The organism is Rossellomorea sp. y25, assembly GCF_038049935.1.
Lineage (GTDB): Bacteria > Bacillota > Bacilli > Bacillales > Bacillaceae_B > Rossellomorea.
The window spans coordinates 361,996-382,980 of sequence record NZ_CP145886.1; the positions used below are offsets into that span (position 1 = coordinate 361,996).

The 20,985-nt window shown below is 40.4% G+C and carries 23 protein-coding genes; 17 read left to right on the forward strand and 6 right to left on the reverse strand.

The genetic code is table 11. The annotated features are described in order from the left end of the window. Positions 1-74 precede the first annotated feature (74 nt). The 6 genes from AAEM60_RS01920 (at position 75) to AAEM60_RS01945 (ending at position 4,139) form a co-directional block, all read left to right on the forward strand. The gene (locus AAEM60_RS01920; protein WP_299741342.1) at positions 75-503 is read left to right on the forward strand and encodes a DUF4257 domain-containing protein; all 429 of its coding nucleotides are present in this window, start codon (positions 75-77) and stop codon (positions 501-503) included. Further along, positions 469-633, forward strand: a complete 165-nt coding sequence (locus tag AAEM60_RS01925; RefSeq protein WP_156142419.1) for a hypothetical protein — start codon at positions 469-471, stop codon at positions 631-633. The genes AAEM60_RS01920 and AAEM60_RS01925 overlap by 35 nt, the downstream gene beginning before the upstream one ends. A 430-nt stretch (positions 634-1,063) precedes the next feature. Then, positions 1,064-1,630, forward strand: coding sequence for a thioredoxin family protein (locus AAEM60_RS01930; protein ID WP_299741343.1), 567 nt, complete (start codon positions 1,064-1,066; stop codon positions 1,628-1,630). A 182-nt stretch (positions 1,631-1,812) separates the two neighbouring features. After that, positions 1,813-2,193 carry a helix-turn-helix transcriptional regulator gene (locus tag AAEM60_RS01935; RefSeq protein WP_299741344.1) on the forward strand — a complete coding sequence of 127 codons (381 nt, stop codon included), beginning with the start codon at positions 1,813-1,815 and terminating at the stop codon, positions 2,191-2,193. Between the two features lie 354 nt (positions 2,194-2,547). Next, complete coding sequence (locus tag AAEM60_RS01940; RefSeq protein ID WP_299741345.1) at positions 2,548-3,327, forward strand: class I SAM-dependent methyltransferase; 780 nt, start codon at positions 2,548-2,550, stop codon at positions 3,325-3,327. A 14-nt stretch (positions 3,328-3,341) separates the two neighbouring features. After that, positions 3,342-4,139, forward strand: coding sequence for an arylamine N-acetyltransferase (locus AAEM60_RS01945; RefSeq protein WP_299741346.1), 798 nt, complete (start codon positions 3,342-3,344; stop codon positions 4,137-4,139). Between the two features lie 49 nt (positions 4,140-4,188). On the opposite strand, the gene AAEM60_RS01950 is transcribed toward AAEM60_RS01945, so the two are convergent. Then, a complete protein-coding gene (locus AAEM60_RS01950) occupies positions 4,189-4,644 on the reverse strand; it encodes a DUF2269 family protein (protein ID WP_299741347.1) in 456 nt (151 codons plus the stop codon). Positions 4,645-4,929: 285 nt separating this feature from the next. On the opposite strand from AAEM60_RS01950, the gene AAEM60_RS01955 reads away from it, so the two are divergent. Beyond that, the gene (locus AAEM60_RS01955) at positions 4,930-5,844 is read left to right on the forward strand and encodes a diacylglycerol kinase (protein WP_299741348.1); all 915 of its coding nucleotides are present in this window, start codon (positions 4,930-4,932) and stop codon (positions 5,842-5,844) included. Between the two features lie 49 nt (positions 5,845-5,893). Here AAEM60_RS01955 and AAEM60_RS01960 read toward each other — a convergent pair whose 3' ends face one another. After that, entirely contained in the window at positions 5,894-6,244 is a 351-nt protein-coding gene (locus AAEM60_RS01960) for a hypothetical protein (protein ID WP_299741349.1), read from the reverse strand. 133 nt (positions 6,245-6,377) lie between these two features. After that, positions 6,378-7,172: an SDR family oxidoreductase gene (locus tag AAEM60_RS01965; RefSeq protein WP_341357284.1), complete on the reverse strand. Its 795-nt coding sequence runs from the start codon at positions 7,170-7,172 to the stop codon at positions 6,378-6,380. 196 nt (positions 7,173-7,368) lie between these two features. Between AAEM60_RS01965 and AAEM60_RS01970 the strand changes: the two genes are divergently transcribed. The 10 genes from AAEM60_RS01970 (at position 7,369) to AAEM60_RS02015 (ending at position 17,417) form a co-directional block, all read left to right on the forward strand. Then, positions 7,369-7,725 carry a helix-turn-helix domain-containing protein gene (locus AAEM60_RS01970; RefSeq protein WP_341357285.1) on the forward strand — a complete coding sequence of 119 codons (357 nt, stop codon included), beginning with the start codon at positions 7,369-7,371 and terminating at the stop codon, positions 7,723-7,725. 95 nt (positions 7,726-7,820) lie between these two features. Next, on the forward strand, positions 7,821-8,126 hold the full coding sequence (locus AAEM60_RS01975) for an antibiotic biosynthesis monooxygenase family protein (protein ID WP_299741352.1): 306 nt from the start codon (positions 7,821-7,823) through the stop codon (positions 8,124-8,126). Continuing rightward, the gene (locus AAEM60_RS01980) at positions 8,126-8,497 is read left to right on the forward strand and encodes a hypothetical protein (RefSeq protein WP_299741353.1); all 372 of its coding nucleotides are present in this window, start codon (positions 8,126-8,128) and stop codon (positions 8,495-8,497) included. Before AAEM60_RS01975 ends, AAEM60_RS01980 begins: the two co-directional genes overlap by 1 nt. Before the next feature lie 137 nt (positions 8,498-8,634). Beyond that, on the forward strand, positions 8,635-10,011 hold the full coding sequence (gene rlmD / locus AAEM60_RS01985) for a 23S rRNA (uracil(1939)-C(5))-methyltransferase RlmD (RefSeq protein WP_299741354.1): 1,377 nt from the start codon (positions 8,635-8,637) through the stop codon (positions 10,009-10,011). A 16-nt stretch (positions 10,012-10,027) separates the two neighbouring features. Then, entirely contained in the window at positions 10,028-10,258 is a 231-nt protein-coding gene (locus tag AAEM60_RS01990) for a helix-turn-helix domain-containing protein (protein WP_299741355.1), read from the forward strand. Between the two features lie 36 nt (positions 10,259-10,294). Beyond that, positions 10,295-10,489, forward strand: a complete 195-nt coding sequence (locus tag AAEM60_RS01995; protein WP_299741356.1) for a YwbE family protein — start codon at positions 10,295-10,297, stop codon at positions 10,487-10,489. 460 nt (positions 10,490-10,949) lie between these two features. Continuing rightward, positions 10,950-12,401, forward strand: coding sequence for a Na+/H+ antiporter NhaC (gene nhaC, locus AAEM60_RS02000; protein WP_341357286.1), 1,452 nt, complete (start codon positions 10,950-10,952; stop codon positions 12,399-12,401). A gap of 17 nt (positions 12,402-12,418) precedes the next feature. Beyond that, on the forward strand, positions 12,419-13,606 hold the full coding sequence (gene iadA / locus AAEM60_RS02005; protein ID WP_341357287.1) for a beta-aspartyl-peptidase: 1,188 nt from the start codon (positions 12,419-12,421) through the stop codon (positions 13,604-13,606). Positions 13,607-13,750: 144 nt separating this feature from the next. Continuing rightward, a complete protein-coding gene (locus AAEM60_RS02010) occupies positions 13,751-15,706 on the forward strand; it encodes a sigma 54-interacting transcriptional regulator (RefSeq protein ID WP_341357288.1) in 1,956 nt (651 codons plus the stop codon). A 28-nt stretch (positions 15,707-15,734) separates the two neighbouring features. After that, complete coding sequence (locus AAEM60_RS02015; protein WP_341357289.1) at positions 15,735-17,417, forward strand: M20/M25/M40 family metallo-hydrolase; 1,683 nt, start codon at positions 15,735-15,737, stop codon at positions 17,415-17,417. Between the two features lie 221 nt (positions 17,418-17,638). Here the strand turns inward: AAEM60_RS02015 and AAEM60_RS02020 are convergent, their stop codons facing one another. From AAEM60_RS02020 to pxpB, 3 genes are all read right to left on the reverse strand, one after another. Beyond that, on the reverse strand, positions 17,639-18,781 hold the full coding sequence (locus AAEM60_RS02020; RefSeq protein WP_299742599.1) for an NRAMP family divalent metal transporter: 1,143 nt from the start codon (positions 18,779-18,781) through the stop codon (positions 17,639-17,641). 83 nt (positions 18,782-18,864) lie between these two features. Then, on the reverse strand, positions 18,865-19,866 hold the full coding sequence (locus AAEM60_RS02025) for a biotin-dependent carboxyltransferase family protein (protein WP_299741357.1): 1,002 nt from the start codon (positions 19,864-19,866) through the stop codon (positions 18,865-18,867). Beyond that, a complete protein-coding gene (pxpB, locus tag AAEM60_RS02030) occupies positions 19,863-20,582 on the reverse strand; it encodes a 5-oxoprolinase subunit PxpB (RefSeq protein ID WP_299741358.1) in 720 nt (239 codons plus the stop codon). The genes AAEM60_RS02025 and pxpB overlap by 4 nt, the downstream gene beginning before the upstream one ends. Between the last annotated feature and the right edge of the window lie 403 nt (positions 20,583-20,985).

Consider the following 20,985-nt stretch of genomic DNA (forward strand, 5'->3'; position numbering starts at 1 on the left):
GCGTCCAATTATCTATTCTGAATTTTCTGTAAATAATGTATAATAATAGTAAATGATTCCAGAGGGTGGATAGAATGTCCTTATTCGAAGTGATCTTGTTGCCAATGTTAATGGGTGGTATTGGAGGCTTAGGACATATTCTGGTTTTCAAAAATGGTCATTTCACTTTTCCGCGAAAATTTATCGATGACCAAGGTGAGAGGCACTATCTTTTTGGTTCAACAAAGGATATTATCATAGGCATTCTAGCAGGGTATCTGTCAGTATTACCGGTTGTTGAAACGGTCCCGATCTGGTATGTCATCTATATTAGTTTATTATCAGGTATCGGGGGAAGTTCCGTCATCACACGAAAAATCGAACAAAATTTAGCAAGCACCAAAGCGTCTTATATTCAAGAGCTATCTCATTATCAGCTCGAACCGACCTCTAAGGGAGGGACTCCAAACCATAATGAGGTGAAACCTGTTGGCGAAGTGGAAGAAAAAGAGAATCAAGGTTGAGCTGCCACCAGAAGATTATGAAAAAGCAAATCATTATCTAAAAAGACTGAAGGAGGCAGATAGCCTAGTCGAGCTGAACTACTACTATAATAAAGTGGCAAAAATTATAGAAAAATCACAAAATGTTTAAGATGGTTCAATTCAAGAGTAGTCCTATACCTATCTACTTTAACCAAAAAATGTGAGGGTGAAACTGACAATTGAGTCAGCTTTTTTTCTGTTAAGAAAAGATGTATGAAAGATAGTTCTCTTCACATACTTACTTATTCCATCCCCCTCTGGAAAAAAATAGTCTGGGAGTAGCACTATGCTATTCCTTTTTTTAGATTGAAGGATTATAAGAAATAGAGTTCATAAGAACCTGTAAACCTGCCCGTTACGGTGCTTTTCTTATATTATATTCCTACAGGCATAATCGTACAATTGAAATTTTGAATAGAATGAAAATTATATTTTCCTTGTGAAATACGAGAAACATGAATATGCTATAAGGAGAATTTAAGAGAGAAAAGATGTTGGTGCTTCACTGGAATGAGTGTGGGGCTGGAGGAGGAAGAAACATGAACTTAGAGCAATGGTTCACTAAAGGGATGACACCTGAAGATTACTTGGAATATATGAGTGTACATAAAGAAAATACCGAAGCGATCAGGAAGAACTTTACGATTCCACAAGAAGACATAGAAGTTTTGGCTAAACTCGGAGAACACTCCTTACGGGTGATTGCCATCACGGAAGATTGGTGTGGAGATGCCATGCTGAATATCCCGATTCTGTTGAAACTGGCAAAATCCGCTGACATGGACGTACGGATGATTTTACGGGATGAAAACCTTGAACTGATGGATCAATACTTAACGAATGGCATCTCGAGAGCGATCCCCATTTTCATTTTCATCGATCGTGATGGAAATGAAAAGCTGGTATGGGGACCCAGAGCCCCTATGGTAAAGAAGATCGTGGATGATGAACGGGCGAAGCTGCCACCGAAGGATCATGAGCTTTTTCCAAAAAAGCAGAGGGAAATGATTCAACGCTTAACTTCTCAATATTCGAAAGATGAAGAAGTATGGCAGGAAGTGTATGAAAGCTTGAAAACAAGTCTTGTCCAGAATGTGCTGATGTAAAAAGGATCCGAATATAAGAAGACATCCGGTCGTTTCTGGAGTCTTCTTTTTTAAAAGGCATGATGTCTTCATACTCACTCAAAATAGAATGGTAAAAAGTACCCGTCGACATGGGATTTTTTGCCGGTTCACGAATGACGGAATTCGCGTTAATATGGTATAGGATGAGGAGTTGAAGCATCATGATTCACCAAAAGACAAATACAATTGTTATAGAAGCGCTAAATAAATTTCCCCATAAAATTCACATTAAATTGGGAGAAATCCTGCGTGAACGAGGATTGACACAAGGCGATCTTCATCGCTTAACAGGGCTAAGAGTGGCTACGATCAATGAGCTAGTGAATTTCAAGAAGAAATCCTTAACGGTGGCTCATCTTGTTTCCATTATGATCGCCCTTAGAATTACAGACATTCGTGATCTCATCGAAATAGAATTTGATCAAGAAGTTCGGGACTACTTCAATGAAGAAAATCAACGAATGAAAAACGGATTTACTCCTGACCTGACAAAAACCGCTGAACAAAATGTAAAGCGAATCGCAGCTGGAGCAAACAACTAAACATCATTGCATCTCAAACGGTCATTTCTGATGGCCGTTTTTTTTTAGGTTGGGGACGGACCTCTATTTCTTATTCATATTCCCATGTCAAATGATAGAAATATAATATATTTCAAGGTTTACAACTAGTCAAAACAGGATAATTCCTTAAGGTAAGTAATAATTTAGCAGTTTTTTAACTATAACGATATAAAGACCATGGAGGTCCGTCCCTCTAACATTCAGACAGCAGGAGTTTTGGGACAGGATACAGAATGTAGTATGTATGGAATAGCCAGGTTTTTGTGTTGGAGTTGAAATGAAATCGTAACGTTCATTTTAGTGAAAATCAATTATGATAGGGGAAGAGAGTAAATGGAAGTTAATTTTGGTCATGTGACCTCTCGTTATGCTGCGTCTTGTGATGATATACCGCATCAATTTTTTGATACGTTAAAGGTCAGGGGAATTGTGTGGGAAGGCAGAAAAGTGGCTGAAATTGGTTCTGGTACCGGTGCTATGACTCGAAAGCTTCACAAGCGTGGAGCCGAAGTGATAGGGGTCGAGCCGTCTATTGAACTTAGGAAAGCTGCCAAGGCATTAGAGAGTAAGAAATACTTGGAAATCCCATATCTTACAGGTACAGCTGAATCTACGAATCTGCCGGATCAATACTATGATATTACCATGATCCACAGAAGCTGGCATTTATTCGACCGCCCGAAAGCGATTAGCGAAATGAAGCGGATACTTAAGGAAAAAGGAATGTTCATTGTGAGTGATTCAAGCTTCCTTCCACATCACGAAGTGGTAAAGGATACGATGACGTTTTTACATGAACATATAGAGATAACCCCACCAGGATCAAAAGTCGATTCAGTGAAACGGTTGAATGGATTTCCAGTGGAATGGCTGTTAGAATGGCAGGAAGCTGACTTTAACTTGAAAGATTTTTACACATTTTATTACCCAGTCGACTTTACGTTACAGTCTTGGTGTGAGCGAGTAGGCTCCTTATCCTGGCTCACTCATTTAGAGGATAGTGAGAGAGAGGGATTACTGCAATCATTACATACGTTCCTGTCCGAACGTTACGATGCTCTTCATGAGTTTACTCTTCAGCACCAGTTTACAGTCTGCCTGATGAAAAAGTAGAAAGAGTGATCGGATTGGAAGCAGTAAAAAAATATGTAAACTATTTAAATATGGATATAGAGCCCCCAACGTTAAACTATTTGCAACGACTAATCCAGCAGCACTTAATCAGGATTCCATATGAAACCTTCAGTAAATTTTATTATTTCTCTCAAGGTGAATCCTTTGTGCCTTCTTTACACACCTTCGCAGAAAATCTCCACTCCAAAGGGTGGGGAGGCACCTGTTTTACATTAAATATTAATTTTGGGAGACTATTGAAGAAATTGGGATTTGATTGTCAATTTGTCAGAGTGCAGCCGGGTCACCTTGGATTGATGATTACCATTGATAACCGTAAGCTCTACGTGGATGTGGGATATGGGTCACCGATCATGAAGCCTGTCGAGCTTGAAGCGAGACAAAGACATCTTCTTCACGGCTTCGGGGAAGAAATTATTTTCACCCAGAAAGACATTCGTGAATTTGAAGTGGATCGCCGTTCAAATGGCAAATCCTTTGTGAAAAAAACCATTGAGTGGATCCCATTAGAGGAAGAAGAATTAGAAGCCGACATAGAAGCATCCTACTTGGATTCCGATGATAACATTACAATGAGAAGAATCACCGCCGTTCGCTTCCAGGGCAATCAGTGCTACTTCCTGCGTAATGAGACATTGAAAGTGATGACCTACCGGAACATCCGTGAATATCAGATGAAGGATCTTGATAAGTGGAAAGATATCGTCGGGGAAGTCTACCACTTTGATTCTTCGTCCCTACAGGAATCCATCCAGTTTTTACATCAGCGGAATATCAAACTGTTCCCATAAGCCGTCTGGAATATCGAACTGATATTCTGGATGGTTTTTTTGTTTATACTTAAGGTTTCATAATCATAAGAATGAATAGTAGAACTCCGAGAGTGGAAGCCATATAAAAGTAACGGTCAACTTTCACTAAGTGACGTTGGATTTCTTCGGGTGGCGCCCCTGTAAGGTGCTCATTCTCCGGCAAGGATATCCATTCGCTTATTTTTTTGGAGAGGGGTGTGATGAAACCAATGACGATGATTTGAATGAGAATATAAAGTATAACAGACCCCAGAATCCACAACTGTGCAAAACTCCCATAATCCCCTTTATAAAAAAGGATAAATCCTGTTAACACGGCAATGCTTCCACCAATTTTAGGGAAATATTCTAATCGTCTATTCAATTCTGTCGTCACCTTCAATTGTTCAACGCTTTTGTCAGGCCGGGTCAAAACATGTGCGAAAAACGTTGGCCCAACCCCGATAATGGCAGACAGTACATGTAAAAGAATCAACCATTCCATCTGAGCACCTCCATGATGAGTAATCTATAAACATTACGAAAGAGAGTGCCGATTTATGTATTTTTTATAACAATGAGCGGGGGAGGCTGCTATACGACATAACAATTTTCATTTTTCATTAGATTTTTCCAGCGAAAAGAGTTATGATATTGACCGGTAGACGCTTTATAATAGATAGCCTATTGAATTAAAATTGCATGAAAAAAAATAATTAGTATATGATGTTAAAAGATGGAATATAACAGGACGAGTTTTTGGAATTAATACAGATTAGGATGATGGGGTATGAAACGAGCAAGAATTATTTATAATCCTACTTCTGGCCGAGAGCTATTTAAAAAGCACCTTGCAGAAGTATTAATTAAATTAGAACAAGCTGGATATGAAACCTCTGTTCACGCAACCATTTGCGAAGGAGATGCGACAGAAGCTGCGCGCATTGCTGTAGAACGCAAGTACGATATTGTTGTCGCTGCAGGAGGAGATGGCACTCTAAATGAAGTAGTCAACGGTTTAGCCGAACAGGATTACCGACCGAAACTTGGAATTGTTCCAATGGGGACAACGAATGACTTCGCACGGGCTCTTCACATTCCAAAGGATATTGGATCAGCCATTGATGTCATCACTAAGGGTGAATCCATTCCTGTCGATATCGGGCGCATGAATGAACGCTACTTCATTAACATAGCCGGTGGAGGAAGAATCACAGAATTGACCTATGAAGTGCCAAGTAAGCTTAAAACGATGATGGGGCAGCTGGCCTACTATTTAAAAGGAATTGAAATGCTTCCATCCATCAAGCCGACTGATGTTTCCATTGAGTATGATGGAAAGCTATTTGAAGGAGAAGCGATGCTATTCCTCATTGGTTTAACGAACTCTGTCGGGGGCTTTGAAAAGTTGGCACCGGATGCCTCGATCAATGATGGCTTATTTTCTCTCTTAATTTTAAAGAAAACAAATCTGGCTGAGTTTATCCGCATTGCGACATTAGCCGTTCGTGGCGAGCACGTAAATGATCCTAACGTGATTTACACCCAAGCCAATCGAATTAAAATCAAAGCAAAAGAAAAAGTACAGCTGAATGTAGATGGTGAGCTGGGAGGTGTCCTTCCAGCAGAATTCGAAAACCTTTACCGCCATTTGCAAGTATTTGTCCCTCTTGATAAGATTCGCCCTGAAGATAAAGCTGAATAATGATAAAAGGAATGCCGTGGTGGCATTCCTTTTTTGTATATTTGATTCTCTAGTTAACGAACAAAAACACACTAAAAGACAATGGGAAACCAATTAGAAAACCCCATCCAATCTGTTGTTTATGACGGAAAGGAACTTTTCTCACAATCCAAGACAGAATGTGGGCCACAATCACAAATGTAAAGACCCAAATGAGTTGTCCCACCACAAACACAAATAAATAAGCAAGGATGGATTCTTTATTTAGTAAGAGGGAAATCCCAAAACCAAAGGTCAAGGTTAAAAAAGTGACTGCAATCAGGGTGTAGGGTAGCCACCATCTTCTTGACTTGAGAGCGAATAATACTCCAAGAAAAACATTTCCTACGAGGATAAGGTTTACTAAGAAGTCTGGGTTCATATTTATCTACCTTCTCTTTCTAGAATTGTTGCACATACCATTTTACCCTTTGTTCATCGGATAAAACGAGGTAAGTTTTAACATCAAATCTAGTAAAATGAAGAATTACATGAACCTGTTAAAAGAATAGGTCTTATAGAATACTCTGGATGATGCCGCCTTCGACACGTTGAGCTGCACCGTTGATGGCGGAAGCTTTCTCGGAAGCCAGGAAAACAATTGTATCAGCCACTTCCTCCACTGTTGCATAGCGTTGTAAAAGGGAAGTTGGTTGATCGTTTTTAAAATATTCACTGATAAATATGTCCAGATCCTGACCGTTTTCATTCGCTAAGTCTGTGATGAATGTGCCGAATCCTTCTGTCCATGTTGGTCCCGGCAGAACAGAGTTGACAGTTACATTTGTTCCTTTTGCCACCTCAGCAAGACCTCTGGATAACGTGATAAGAGCAGTCTTAGAAACACCATACGGAATAAGCTCAGGATACGGTTTAATTCCTGCTTCACTTGCAATCGTAATGATACGGCCTGCATTGCGGTCCATCATTTTTCCAAGGAATGCCCGTGAGAGGCGAACGGCACTCATGACGTTGATCTGATAATATTCAAGCCATTCTTCATCCGTGACTTCTTCAAAAGGTTTTACTGTGAAGACGCCGGTGTTGTTTACAAGTACATCCAGATCTCCTAGTTCGTTTACTCTCGAAATTAATTCGTCTGACTCATCTTTCTTCGAAACATCTGCACGGATGCCATAAACGGTCCCAAAGTAGGACAACTCTTTTACGGTAGCATCGACTGTAGAGTCCGTGCGCCCATTGATAATGACTTTAGCTCCTTCTTTTAAGAAACTGATGGCGGTTGCTTTTCCTATTCCTGATGTAGAACCTGTAACAAGCACTAATTTATCTTTTAAACTTAAATTCATTTCAAACATCTCACTTTCAAAGCATTTTATTATTTGAGCTCTTTCCCGCTAGCAACATAAGTATGCAACACGCTGCCAGACTTGAAAAGTACGCACTTTCCAGTGATATTGATACTTACCGGTGATATAGGTACTAAGCGGTAACTTTTAATAAAATCCTTTATTTCATATTGAAAATTCATCTTAGGAGGTCCAAATGAAGAAGTATCATTTACCGATAGAAGCGACTTTGGATATTATTGGTGGAAAATGGAAGGTGGTCATTATGTGCCACTTGATTCTTGGAACGAGAAGAACAAGCGAACTTAAGAAATTAATGAGTGGAATCTCACAGAAGATGCTTATACAGCAATTGAAGGAATTAGATGAAGATGGATTGATCCAGAGAAAGGTCTATCACCAGGTTCCACCGAAAGTGGAGTATTCCCGGACAGAGTACGGTTGGACTTTGAAGGACGCTTTGGACGCACTCTGTGTATGGGGAGATAAGCATATCGAAAAAAATTATGAAAATAAATATGACGTCTTAGAAGAAAGTATTCTCAATCGATAACTCCTGTTAAATTTTGTATTCCCCACCACTCCACGACTATGTTACAGTGGATAAAAAGCATGTCGGACAACAGTGCCACTGGAAGGGTGAATTCAATGTATATTGTACATTCAACATTTGTAGTTCCTGATGAGAAGGCTGATGAGGTGATTTCAATCTACCATTCCCGTTCAGGAATAGTCGACAAGGCGGAAGGGTTTCAACGATTCCTGCTCTTGCAAAATGAGAAAAAACCGGGAGAAATCACGGTTCATATGGAATGGGATACGAAGGAACATTTTATGACGTGGGTGCAAAGTGAAGACTATAAACGGATTCACGAATTGGAGAAAAAGTACCCTGATCAGGAGCTTGCTTCGATTATCCCTTCCATTCATCGCTTTAAGGTGGTGGCGTACTAATGGAAAGTAAGTATAAGAGTGTCATAGAAGAAGCGGTGGCAAAGCTGTACGAACGATATCCTGAATTAGATGAAAAGTACGGCGAAGTCGGACGAAAGAAATGCTATGAAGATAATATTCACCATTTCAACTATCTGGAATCGGCATCTGATGTTGGTGAATCAAAGGTTTTTTCTGACTATGCCCTTTGGCTCAACAGCGTGCTGGTGAGCAGAGGCATGAAATCTGATCATCTCATTGATAACTTCAATTGTATCAACGAATCGCTTAAAGAGTGCGATATTGAAAAAGGCGAAGAATTCAAGCTTTATCTGAACGAAGCAATAGAGTCCATTCAAGAGGCAGATCGCAGAAACATGCCATCATCCTAAACGATAAAAGCATCGAACCACCGCGTTCGTTGCTTTTTTACATAGAGAGGGGCGGACCTTCATCCATTTCATTCTCCACATCCATTTATGGTACAATCAGTAGAGTCTTAAAAAGGAATTCGTAAAGGAAGATATTCGTGAGTAAAAAAGCGCCAGTTCAAAAAAATGATTATATAGATGAAGCAGTATTTGAAGATCTGACCCATGACGGGAATGGGGTGACGAAGGTGGACGGATACCCATTATTCGTTCCCAATGCACTACCAGGTGAGGAAGGCAAGGTTAAAGTGGTGAAAACGAGTAAAGGCTATGGATTTGGGCGGCTGACAGAGCGCACCAAGGAAAGTCCGTTTCGCCAGGAGCCTCCATGTCCGATCTACAAAGAATGCGGCGGCTGCCAGATTCAGCACATGACCTATGAAGGACAGCTGCAAGCAAAAGAAAAAAATGTTCGTGATGTCATGCAGCGTATCGGAAAGCTTGGAGACATTCATGTCCATCCGGTAATGGGGATGGAAGAACCGTGGCGTTATCGTAACAAAGCCCAAGTGCCTGTAGGGGAAAAGGAAGGGCGCTTTGTAGCGGGCTTCTATCAAAAACGAAGCCATGAAATCATCGATATGGACAAATGTATCATCCAGTATGAAAAAAATGATGAAGTGATTCAGCATGTGAAGAATATATGCGAGAAACTGGAGGTCCGTCCCTATGATGAGAAGAATCATAAGGGGATATTGCGTCACATTATGACCCGGACGGCGTATACGACTGGAGAGGTGATGGTCGTATTGGTAACAAGGACGCCTGAGCTCCCTCATAAGAATCGGATTGTAGAGGAGCTTGTTGAGAATATTGAAGGATTGAAATCGGTTGTTCATAATGTGAATCCTAAGAAAACGAACGTGATTATGGGGGATACCACTCGGGTTCTATGGGGGGAAGAAGTGATCTATGATTACATCGGAGACGTGAAATTTGCGATTTCCGCCAGATCCTTCTATCAGGTGAACCCTGAGCAAACGAAGGTTCTCTATGATAAAGCATTGGAATACGCTGATTTACAAGGAGAAGAAACCGTCATCGATGCGTATTGCGGAATTGGAACGATCTCTCTATTCCTTGCCCAAAAAGCGAAGAAAGTGTACGGGGTTGAAATTGTCCCGCAGGCGATAGAAGATGCGAAGCAAAATGCCGAGTTAAATGAAATGACCAATGTAGAGTTTAAAGCAGGACCTGCCGAGGTGGTCATTCCTGATTGGTATAAAGAAGGGATCAGAGCTGACGTCCTTGTCGTGGACCCTCCACGTAAGGGGTGTGATGAAGCACTTCTAAATACGATCCTGGCCATGAAGCCGAAGAAGGTCGTCTATGTATCCTGTAACCCCGGTACACTTGCACGAGACCTTAGAATATTAGAAGATGGCGGGTATAAAACAAAAGAGGTCCAGCCTGTTGATATGTTTCCGCAAACGATGCACTGTGAAGCCGTTGCGAAGATTGAGTTAGTAGAATAAGCGAGGAAGAAAGCCGATGTATCTCACAATTAAAGAAACAGCCGAATATCTGTCACTGCCGGAAACGTATATTGAGAGCCTCATTCAGCAAAATAAAATTCGGGCGGTCCACGACGGAAATCAATATTTATTATACCGGGACCAATTCAATCAGCATCTGGAGCAGATGGAAAAAATGAAGCGTCAGCTTGCTGAATATCTAAGTGAACCGATTCCGGAAGATATCGATGTGAAGGATGAAGACTAGCCTTTTGGAAATTACCTAATGAAACGGGGAAATACAATGAGCGGACAACAGCGTTCCAATATCAAACAAGGTCTTGAAGTGGATATCGTCCTGAAAAAAGACCAAAGAACAAACAAACTGACACGTGGGGTTGTAAAAGATATTTTAACCAACTCACCGAATCATCCCCACGGTATTAAAGTCCGTTTAGAAGATGGACAAGTCGGGCGAGTGAAGAATATTATTCAGTAGTGTGAGCTGCTTTCTGTCAAGTAAACAGTGAATTAACAAATAATAAAATGAAGCGGTTTTAGCCCTGTATTACTAAGGTCTAAGGCCGCTTTTTAATTATCTAGGATCAGGCGCACTTCAGAGAGATATTTTTTTCATGAACACAACACAAAAGCGCCTATATCTAGGGTGTTTCAACAAGAGTTTAGCGTATGACACATCTCATCTTATTCTAAATATAATACTTGATGTTTTTTGAATAATGGAATTTATAGTGGGATGGAAAAGGTCATTTAATGGGATAACGGGAGGAATTAATACCATTAGAATACTGAATATTTTATATTTTTAAAAATATAAGAGTGGTGTAACACTTGAAACAATAAGAGATAGAGGGAGTTATACATAAATAAAGATAGTTGGCACGAAACTTGCAAGTTAATGGAAGAAACAATTTTTATTAAGATGAGGGGGAAAAAGTATGAAAAGAAAACCAAATTTCTTACAAGCTGTTATTCCTATTATAGCGATGCTTCTATTATTAGGAATCGGGTATGGGGTGTTTCATTTAAAAGCTGAACCGCTTCTTATTATCGCTGCAATCATTGCGGCATTAATTGGGAAAAAATTAGGGGTAAGCTGGGATGAGATGCTGGATGGTATTGTTGAAAAGACAACAAAAGCGATGCCGGCCATTCTAATCTTAATTACAGTCGGGATTTTAATTGGAACATGGATGTCGGCAGGTACAATTCCTATGATGATCTACTATGGAATTAAACTAATCGATCCTAGTTACTTGATTATTACAGCGTTCATTGTTACAGCTATTATCTCAACGTTTACAGGTACATCTTGGGGTTCAGCCGGTACGATTGGTGTAGCAGTTATGGGTATTGCAATCGCCCAAGGGGTTTCACTACCTATAACAGCAGGGGCAGTCGTCGCAGGTGCTTATTTTGGAGATAAGTTATCACCACTATCAGATACAACAAATTTAGCCCCCGCAGCAGCGGGAAGTAATCTATATGAACATATTAGACATATGCTTTATACGTCCGTACCAGCTGCAGTGGTTGGGATCATTGTATACTTCTTTGCAGGAAACATGGCACAAGAAGGAACAGTTTCTAACCCTGAAAAGTTAGAGGTAATGATGTCGACATTAACGACTATGTTTGATTGGCATGTGTTACTCCTTATTCCGGTCGTCATTGTACTGGCTGGCTCTGTTTTAAAATATCCGACCATTCCGGTCATGCTACTTTCGTGTATAACGGCTATTTCACTAGCAGTATTTTTTCAAGGGATCTCTCTAGAGAACGCTTTTATCTCAACAGTCCAAGGATTTAATGTAACCATGGCAGCAGGAACAGGAATTGATCCAGGAACGATATCAGAAGATGTACAGCGATTATTAAATCGTGGGGGTATGAATGCGATGATGGGAACAACACTCATTGCCTTTTGTGCCTTTGCATTCGCTGGGATCATCAGTAAAATTGGATGCTTAGAGGTTGTACTAGAAAAAATTAATGAGAAAGCCAAAACAACTGGAAGTCTTGTTTTAGCAACAGTTTTATCTTGTATCACAATGGCGGTTACAACGGGAAGTTCATACTTATCCATTTTAATCCCAGGAGAACTCTTCAAAAAGGTTTATGAAGAGAGAGGGCTTCATGCGAAGAACTTATCAAGAACATTAGAGGATTCCGGTACAGTTGTTGTTCCAATTGTTCCTTGGTCCATGGCAGGGGTATATATGTCCAGTACACTTGGCGTACCTGTTCTTGAGTACTTACCGTGGGCAGTGATGTGTTACGTCGGTTTTATTTTTGCCATCATCTTTGGTTATACAGGTTTTTCAATTGAAAAAATCCATGGTTCATTAAGTAAAGTGAATAAAAAGGAAGAAATAGACGTCAAGTCTTAAAGAATAGGAGAATCATCATGTTTACACTTATAAAACAGACAGAACTATATACACCAACATACCTGGGAAAAAAAGATGTACTATTATCAGGAAATCGACTTGTGAAAATAGACGATGAAATAACAATAACAGGAATCGAAGTTCCAGTAATTGATGGAAGCGATACCTATTGCGTGCCGGGCCTTATTGATCGCCATGTTCATATTACAGGCGGTGGTGGAGAGGGTGGTTTTTCAACAAGTACGCCTGAAGTACAATTGAGTAGCCTTGTTCAGAATGGTATTACGACCGTTGTGGGGCTACTAGGAACAAACGACCTTGCAAGGAATTCGAAAAGTTTGTTAGCTAAAGCAAAATCTTTAAAAGAAGAAGGAATGAATGCATATATTTTAACGGGAGGGTATGGCTATCCTCCAACCACAATCACAGGCGAAGTAAGAGATGATATTTTATTTATTGACGAAGTATTAGGGTTGAAATTAGCCATTGAAGACCACCGATCTTCCTATGTAACAACTGAAGAGTTAAAAAGAATGGCGGCACATGTACGGGTAGCATCGATGCTTGCTAAAAAGCCAGGGTTTGTTCACTTGCATATGGGGGATGGAAAAGGATTGTACGAGTCAATCTATCAGATACTAAAAGAAACCGATTTACCAATTAGTTTGTTTAGTCCGACTCACATTAACCGAAACGAAAGGTTGTTAGATGCCTCTGTTGAGTTTGCCAGGAGAGGAGGATTAATTGATGTTACATCCAATATCAATCTTGTGAAAGGAGATAAAGTGTATACACCTGCAAAAACAATCTCTTACTTGCGTGAGCATGGCGTGGACCTGAACCAGATTACAGTAAGTTCTGACGCAAATGGCAGTCTCCCTGTCTTTAATGAAGAGGGGCAACTAACGGGTCTAGGTGTAGCGGGCTTCGAGCCAAATCTGGAAACGTTAAAAGAACTTGTTCTTCACGAAGGAATATCTTTAGAAAAAGCGCTTTTACCTTTTACAGTTAACCCTGCCAAAGGACTGGGTTTGTATCCGGACAGAGGTCAGCTTGGCGAAAATGCCTATGCTGATGTTGTTCTTCTGGATAAACAATTGACAGTTCGCGATGTATTTATTAATGGAACCGCGTTTATGAGAAATGGTCAGCTACTTCGTAAAGGTACATTTGAACATTCAATAGGTATTCAATCTCGCATCTAGTAGAGTCATTGACACTTTTTTATGACCTCTCTCATAATAAGGAGATAAAATCGAATTTTCTGGAAGATGAAAGAGGGGATAAAGGTGAGAGAGTTAATCGTCATATCGCTAGGAGAGAATACGCTCCGAAGTGTGCTCGAACAAGTGAAGCGATACATTGGAAATCACGTACAAATTAAAGGCTATTCAATCGAAAAGGGATTAAATCAACAATTTGATAATCAAGTCGTTTTAATTACAGGTGATATTGTCTTTCAGTATAGTTCAAAATACGTTCAAGGTGCTAAAAAAGTGATCATTGCGAGAAGAGCGTTGAGCTATGAGAAAATTAATCAAGTCTTCTCTTTAAAGGAGCAAACAAATGTATTGCTAGTAAATGATACGGAAGAGAGTTGTTTTGAAGCGATTGAACAACTCAAAAGTCACGGCTTTCAATCGTTAAACTTTTTTCCTTACTATCCCGGCATCAATTCCTTCAAAGAATGTAATGTGGCAGTGACACCGGGGGAAGTACACTTAGTTCCAAATGGCATCAATCATATTATTGATATTGGAAATCGGCAAGTAGATATTACAACGATAACAGAGATTATGTTTGAGTTTGGTATACTGCGAGATTCGGGTGTTCTTGCGTCTTCTGAGTTTGTTAGGGATGTTATAGAGTTAACCAGACATTTGTGGCACTTAAATCAAAAGTTGGATGATTCGAATTTGTTACTTTCTACGATTTTTGATAAATTTCCAAAAGCGCTTTTATTTTGTGATAAAGATGGAAGTGTTACCTATACAAATGAAAAAATGAAATGGATTTTTGAAGGGCAGTCATTACTGGGAACTAATGTATTGAAATTACTGGGATCTGAGTTTGATTTACGTTTTGCACAAGAACATGAAGATACGGTATGTGTCTTAAATGATCATACATATATTGTCTCAGTGGATCCAGTGAAGAAAACAGGAGATGTTCTTTGCTATTTAATGGAGTTTGAAAATTACGACACATTGAAGAAGCTAGATAAAGTGGTTCGGACGAAGGTGAATCATAAAAAATTTGTAGCCCGCTATAGCTTTTCACACCTGTATTCACGTAATCATCAAATGATGCAACTGGTGGAGCTTGCTCAAAGGATGGCAAAACGTGACTCGACTATTCTTATCCAAGGTGAGAGTGGGACAGGTAAGGAACTATTGGCACAGGCAATACACAACGATTCGTTGCGTTACGACTTACCATTTGTTGCGGTTAACTTCGCAGCTTTATCTTCTTCTATTCTAGAAAGTGAATTATTCGGCTACGAAGAAGGAGCGTTTACTGGGGCAAAAAAAGGCGGAAAACGGGGCTTGTTTGAAGAAGCGCATCGAGGCACCATTTTTATGGATGAAATTGGCGATGCTCCATTAGATTTACAAGTTAAACTACTCAGAGTGCTGCAAGAAGGAGTAATTCGTCGTGTGGGTGGAAATGAACAAGTGCCAATCGATGTGCGAATCATTGCTGCAACAAACTTAAATTTGGAAGAAAAAGTGAAGGAAGGTATGTTTCGTGAAGATTTATACTATCGACTGAACGTTCTTCCACTAGATACTATACCACTTAGAAAGCGTCCAGAAGATATATTGCCACTTATGCAACATTATTTAACCCATCTTTCAGGGGAAGAGATTTATCACGTGCATGAGTATATGGAGGCTGAGGTGATTAATTTTTTCCTTTCTCATCCATGGCCGGGGAATGTTAGAGAATTAGTAAACATTGTCGAATACATGGTGAATGTGAAGTCATCCCGAAAAAAGATTTCACTGGATGACTTACCCTTCTATATTTTAAAGGAAGGAAATCTAATAGAAAAAGAATGCGTCAATCCAATTTTCACTAAAGAAGAAGAGGTCCTGCTTATCATTGACGAAACATCAGGAATTGGACGACGGAAAATTGTACAAGAGCTTTTAAATAGAGGGCTGAAAATCGGAGAGAGTAAAGTCAAGCGAATACTTGAACAGTTAAAGGAAAAACAATTGATAGAAGTAAATAGAGGAGTACGAGGATGCGTGATAACTGAAAAAGGAAAAGATGAATTAAAAAAGTTTTTCGTAACATAATTCGATATATTGCGGAAGGTGAGCAATCATGTATGAACTAATTAAAGATATGACGATGAACGATCAAATTGAAGCAGTTACGCGTAAATTGATCGAAATCAGCAGCATTAATGGAACAGAAGGGGAAGTTCACGTTGCTGATTTTATTAAACAGGTACTCCTTACATTTCCTTATTTTCAAAAGAATCCTTCACATGTGTGGGAACAGCCCATTCCAAATGATTCGGCTGGTAGAAAGAATGTGTTTGCGTTTGTTAAAGGCTATTCTACCTCTAACAAAACCGTTGTGTATCACGCTCATATGGATACAGTGGGAATTGAGGATTTTGGGAGCTTAAAGCCTTATGCATTTCATTCAGATGAGTTAGAAAAATACTTTAAGCAATATGAATTCGATCAAGATGTAAAAAAAGATGCACAATCAGGTGATTGGCTATTTGGCCGGGGGTCGGTCGATATGCAAAGCGGAATTGCTGTTCACTTAATGAACATTCTCCATTTTTCTCAAAATCCAGGCAAGCTTCCTGGCAACCTTTTATTCATGGCAAATCCCGATGAAGAAAGTCAACATAAAGGTGTGATTGCGTCACTTACGGAATTGAAGAGATTACAAGTGGAAAAACAACTGGATTATATTGTAGCCATAAATACAGATTTTATTACACCGCTCTATGACGGCGATACGAATCGGTATATTTATACAGGGGCAGCAGGTAAGTTGATGCCAAGCTTTTATATTTTTGGACGAGAAACGCATGTCGGGGATACGCTGTCGGGAATTGATCCGACGTACATTTCATCAGAAATTAATCGGAGGATAAATAACAACATCGAATTAGCAGAAAATATCCCCGGCGAGTTAATTTTGCCCCCATCTTGTCTTCATCAGAAAGATGAGAAAGACGTTTATAATGTACAAACAGCAAAAAGAAGCTTTTTATACTTTAACTATTTTATTTATGAGGCAACGGCCAAAGAAGTGATGGATAAACTAAGGACGGTTGCAGGAGAAGCATGTCGAGAAGTTGAAGCTAATTTATACTACAACTACCAAGAGTTTATAAAACGAACAGGTTTGCCTCCAAAGTACCATTCCTGGAAAGTGGAAGTGACCAGTTTAGCAGAGTTTATTGAAGAGTTGATGTTAAAAGGAATTGATGTAGACGAGGTGATGAAAGAAGCTCTTTTAGAAAATGAAGGGCTGGATGTAAGGCAACTATCATTTAAAATGGTAGAGGCACTTCAACAGCTAGATCCCGATAAAAAGCCAAGAGTCATTATTTTTTATGCACCTCCATATTTGCCGCACAATTATTTAGATGAGGAAAATGAACGTGATTGGAACTTAGCGAGAATTGTAAAAGAATCTATGGAAACCGTGTCCCGCCAAACAGGTGAGGAATTTGAGTTAAAACAATTCTTTCCATACTTAGCAGACGGAAGTTTCTTATCCATTCATGAAACGGATGAAGAAATTGCATCACTTGTAGAGAACTTTCCAGAAATGAGTAAGACATTCCCATTGCCAATCCAAGAAATAAGGGATTTAAACATTCCTTCCATAAATATGGGAGTATACGGAAAAGACGGACACAAATGGACAGAGCGCGTTTATAAACCATATACGTTTAACGTTCTCCCTCGCCTGATTCGTCACACATCCATTGCAATGTTAGTTGATATTGAAGGGCATACGATTGAGACGGGATGAGAGTAAAAGAGAAGAGTGCGAGTGGAAAGTTGTGACCCTCGACCTTTCTGTCATATTTATGAGTAAATCAATTTTGAAGAGTAGAGGGACGGTTTGTTTCTTGTATCATCTTTTTCGGTATGTATGTATTTGGGTTCCAAGTACCAAACTAGACTACTACATCATATCCCTAAACAAGACGGACCTCGATCCATTATGGAATTGAGGTCCGTCTTCTACATTTAACTAAACAATTGAGGAATGCCCTTGATTAACGAGTATACACCCATGTAAGACATGGCCACGACAATGAGGGCCCCGAAAATGGTCATCCAGATCGGGTGCTTGTAATCACCGACGATTTTGGTTTTATGAGCGGCGATAAGCATAACACCTAATGCTATGGGCAAAATCAATCCGTTAAGTGCACCAACAAGGATTAAAATCGCGACAGGCTTACCTACAAGGACGAATACTAGTGTTGAAACGGTAATGAATCCAACGATTAGCCACTTATGATATTTCTCGAGAAGCGGGCTGAACGTCCGAATGAAGGACACTGATGTATAGGCAGCGCCCACAACGGATGAAACAGCAGCGGACCACATGACGATCCCGAACATCTTGTAACCTATATCTCCTGCAGCCAGTTGGAATACGGAGGCTGGCGGGTTGGAAGGGTCCAATTGCAGACCTTGTGACACAATCCCTAAAGCAGCAAGGAAAAGGAAGATTCGCATGATGGACGCGATACCGATGGCAGATACTGAGCTTTTCGTGATCTCAGGAATTGCCTGTTTCCCTGTTATTCCGGCTTCTAATAACCGGTGACCACCGGCGAATGTGATATATCCACCAACGGTTCCGCCTACCAGCGTAATGATGGCCAGGAAATCAATGGTGTCTGGGGCGAATGTTTTCGTAACGGCTTCTCCTACAGGAGGATTTGCTGTAAACATCACGTATACCGTAAGGATAATCATGAGTAACCCGAGGATCTGGGCGAACTTGTCCATTAATCTACCGGCTTCTTTCACCAGGAAGATTCCTACAGCGACAATTCCACTGAATAATGCGCCCATTTCAGGGGAAATACCAAACAGGACATTCGTACCCAATCCAGCTCCCGCAATATTTCCAATGTTAAAGGCCAATCCGCCCAGCACAATTAGGATGGCAAGAAAGTAGCCTAATCCCGGCAAGACATCGTTGGCAATATCCTGAGCCCTTTTTTCAGAAATGGCTATGATGCGCCATATATTAAGCTGGGCACCAATATCAATGAGAATTGAAACAAGGATGACGAAACCAAAGCTTGCCGCCAAGGTTTGAGTAAATACGGTTGTTTGAGTCAGGAAGCCTGGTCCGATGGCGGATGTGGCCATTAAGAACGCAGCCCCTAACAATACGCTGAAATTTGATTTTTTCTTCAATAAGTTCGCTCCTTTGCTGTCATGTGAATAGCTGCTTAGTTGAATTTCAAGGAAATTCCTTGTTTTAAATGCCTAAGTTGTCGTTCGCGATCTATGTAGAGTTCCTGTGCTTTTTCATGAGAAATCATCGTAAAGGTCAACTCTTCTCCAGGCTTTGCCTGTGCAATCAGTGGAAGATCCACTGATGCGATTTGACCGATTCTTGGATAGCCTCCCGTCGTTTGCCGGTCCGCTAACAGAACAATAGGCTTCCCATTCGAAGGAACCTGAATGGTTCCAAAGGCAACCGCTTCTGAAATCATATCAAAATCCTTCTCGAGATGGAGGGACGGACCTTCCAGACGGTAGCCCATGCGATCTGATTGAGCAGACACTTTAAAGGGTTCATTGAAAAAGTGTTCCCGGCTTTCTGCTGAAAATAAATCGTACTCGGCCCCGGTCATCACTCGAATGATTTTCTTCTGTTGATAAGCCGAGATGAATTCAGAAGAAATCGACCAATCAATTTCCGTGAAATCATTGTCCTCTAAATAGGGAAGTAAATAGTCGATCATATTTTCAGATTCCTTCGAAAGCGTCCCGGCTTTCAGGTTGTCACCTTCTTTTAAGGAACGACCATTCAATCCTCCAATCCCGGCTCTTACGTAAGTTGATTTGCTGTTCATGACGGTTGCTACATTGAATCCACCTGCAATCGCAAGGTAACTGCGGCAGCCGCTTTTGCATGCCCCGAATTTAAGAACGCTTCCAGCTTTGATCAATAGTGATCTCCTTAAAGGAACCGGCTTCCCGTCTATGGTTGGAGATAAGTCTCCTCCACAAATCGAAATGAGGGAGGTTTCCTGGAACTCAAGCATTGGACCCATAAGTGTCATTTCAAGAGTGGCCTCGTTCTCATCATTCCCTACCAGCAGGTTAGAGATTTTATGGGCAAGTGGATCCATACTTCCACTCACGATGACGCCATATTTTTGATAGCCATACCTTCCAAGGTCCTGAATCGTTGAAAGGAGGCCCGATTTCATTACATTAATCATTGTTCCTCCTCCAATGCTTTATATTCTTCAAATGAAATGGGGGTAAAACGAATTCGATCACCTGCTTTTAGTAAGCTTGGTGAGTCGCCGTTATTTGGTTTGAATAATTTTAAGGGGGTTCGGCCAATCAGCTGCCACCCTCCAGGTGTTTCAATCGGGTAAACGCCTGTTTGTTTTCCGGCAATCCCAACTGAGCCAGCCGGGATCTTGAGGCGGGGGGATTCTCTTCTCGGTGTCGCAATATCCGGGGACATGCCTCCGATATAAGGGAATCCCGGGGCGAATCCAATCATGTATACGAGGTAGTCACCATTGGAATGTTTCGCGATGACTTCTTCGGTAGACATGTGATTGTGGTTCGCGACTTCTTCAAGGTCCGGTCCGAATTCTCTACCGTAGCAGACGGGAATGTCGATGATTCGGGAATCTGATTGTTCACTGATTGTAAGTTGGGAAAGCATATGTTCAATTTCTGAACAGACAATTGTGTACGGTAATGTACTCTGAAAAGGTTTTTGAGATTCTATGATTTTGATTGGGTCGTAATAAAGTGTGACGGTTGTAAATGCGGGTATGTATTCAACTAGCCAGTCGATTTTCCGGGTTTCAAAAAAGGCGGTGACGACTTTAACCTTTTCGTGTGTTTCTTGCTGAATTGAATCTCCTAATTGTATAACGACGGCATGATCGCCCAATGGTCGTAACGTAAAATTCAAAGAACTACCTCCATTCGTGATTGTATGATTATAAAAAATATAAAATAATTATGTATGAGTAGGCGTACAAATATGATTATTCAGAAATTTAAGCCATGTTGTTATTATAGTATAATTCTTTGTGTTTTCAATAAAAGGTTGGGAATTAGTTGGTTCTTCCAAGAATCATGGTATGTGGAGGGAGGGGTATTCTGCATTTGTTTTTTTGGCTCATTCGAGTGAAACGAACGTTTCACTCGCCTTTCAGCGTGCGCTGAAAGGCCGGGGGAGGAGCAAATGAATTTGCTCTATCGGCTCTTCTTCTCTACCCGGAATGAGCCAAAAAAACAGTTAGTACTACTATCCCTTTAAATACTTGAATTCAATCATAAAATCCTTCAATTTCCACTTCGCAATATTTGTA

Excerpts from the sequence above, each read along its gene's own strand:
- AAEM60_RS01920 (WP_299741342.1), top strand. The coding sequence starts at position 75 with ATGTCCTTATTCGAAGTGATCTTGTTGCCAATGTTAATGGGTGGTATT.
- AAEM60_RS01930 (WP_299741343.1), top strand. The coding sequence starts at position 1,064 with ATGAACTTAGAGCAATGGTTCACTAAAGGGATGACACCTGAAGATTAC.
- AAEM60_RS01935 (WP_299741344.1), top strand. The coding sequence starts at position 1,813 with ATGATTCACCAAAAGACAAATACAATTGTTATAGAAGCGCTAAATAAA.
- AAEM60_RS01940 (WP_299741345.1), top strand. The coding sequence starts at position 2,548 with ATGGAAGTTAATTTTGGTCATGTGACCTCTCGTTATGCTGCGTCTTGT.
- AAEM60_RS01950 (WP_299741347.1), bottom strand. The coding sequence starts at position 4,644 with ATGGAATGGTTGATTCTTTTACATGTACTGTCTGCCATTATCGGGGTT.
- AAEM60_RS01955 (WP_299741348.1), top strand. The coding sequence starts at position 4,930 with ATGAAACGAGCAAGAATTATTTATAATCCTACTTCTGGCCGAGAGCTA.
- AAEM60_RS01960 (WP_299741349.1), bottom strand. The coding sequence starts at position 6,244 with ATGAACCCAGACTTCTTAGTAAACCTTATCCTCGTAGGAAATGTTTTT.
- AAEM60_RS01965 (WP_341357284.1), bottom strand. The coding sequence starts at position 7,172 with ATGAATTTAAGTTTAAAAGATAAATTAGTGCTTGTTACAGGTTCTACA.
- AAEM60_RS01970 (WP_341357285.1), top strand. The coding sequence starts at position 7,369 with ATGAAGAAGTATCATTTACCGATAGAAGCGACTTTGGATATTATTGGT.
- AAEM60_RS01975 (WP_299741352.1), top strand. The coding sequence starts at position 7,821 with ATGTATATTGTACATTCAACATTTGTAGTTCCTGATGAGAAGGCTGAT.
- AAEM60_RS01980 (WP_299741353.1), top strand. The coding sequence starts at position 8,126 with ATGGAAAGTAAGTATAAGAGTGTCATAGAAGAAGCGGTGGCAAAGCTG.
- AAEM60_RS01990 (WP_299741355.1), top strand. The coding sequence starts at position 10,028 with ATGTATCTCACAATTAAAGAAACAGCCGAATATCTGTCACTGCCGGAA.
- AAEM60_RS01995 (WP_299741356.1), top strand. The coding sequence starts at position 10,295 with ATGAGCGGACAACAGCGTTCCAATATCAAACAAGGTCTTGAAGTGGAT.
- nhaC (WP_341357286.1), top strand. The coding sequence starts at position 10,950 with ATGAAAAGAAAACCAAATTTCTTACAAGCTGTTATTCCTATTATAGCG.
- iadA (WP_341357287.1), top strand. The coding sequence starts at position 12,419 with ATGTTTACACTTATAAAACAGACAGAACTATATACACCAACATACCTG.
- AAEM60_RS02015 (WP_341357289.1), top strand. The coding sequence starts at position 15,735 with ATGTATGAACTAATTAAAGATATGACGATGAACGATCAAATTGAAGCA.
- AAEM60_RS02020 (WP_299742599.1), bottom strand. The coding sequence starts at position 18,781 with ATGGCCACATCCGCCATCGGACCAGGCTTCCTGACTCAAACAACCGTA.
- AAEM60_RS02025 (WP_299741357.1), bottom strand. The coding sequence starts at position 19,866 with ATGATTAATGTAATGAAATCGGGCCTCCTTTCAACGATTCAGGACCTT.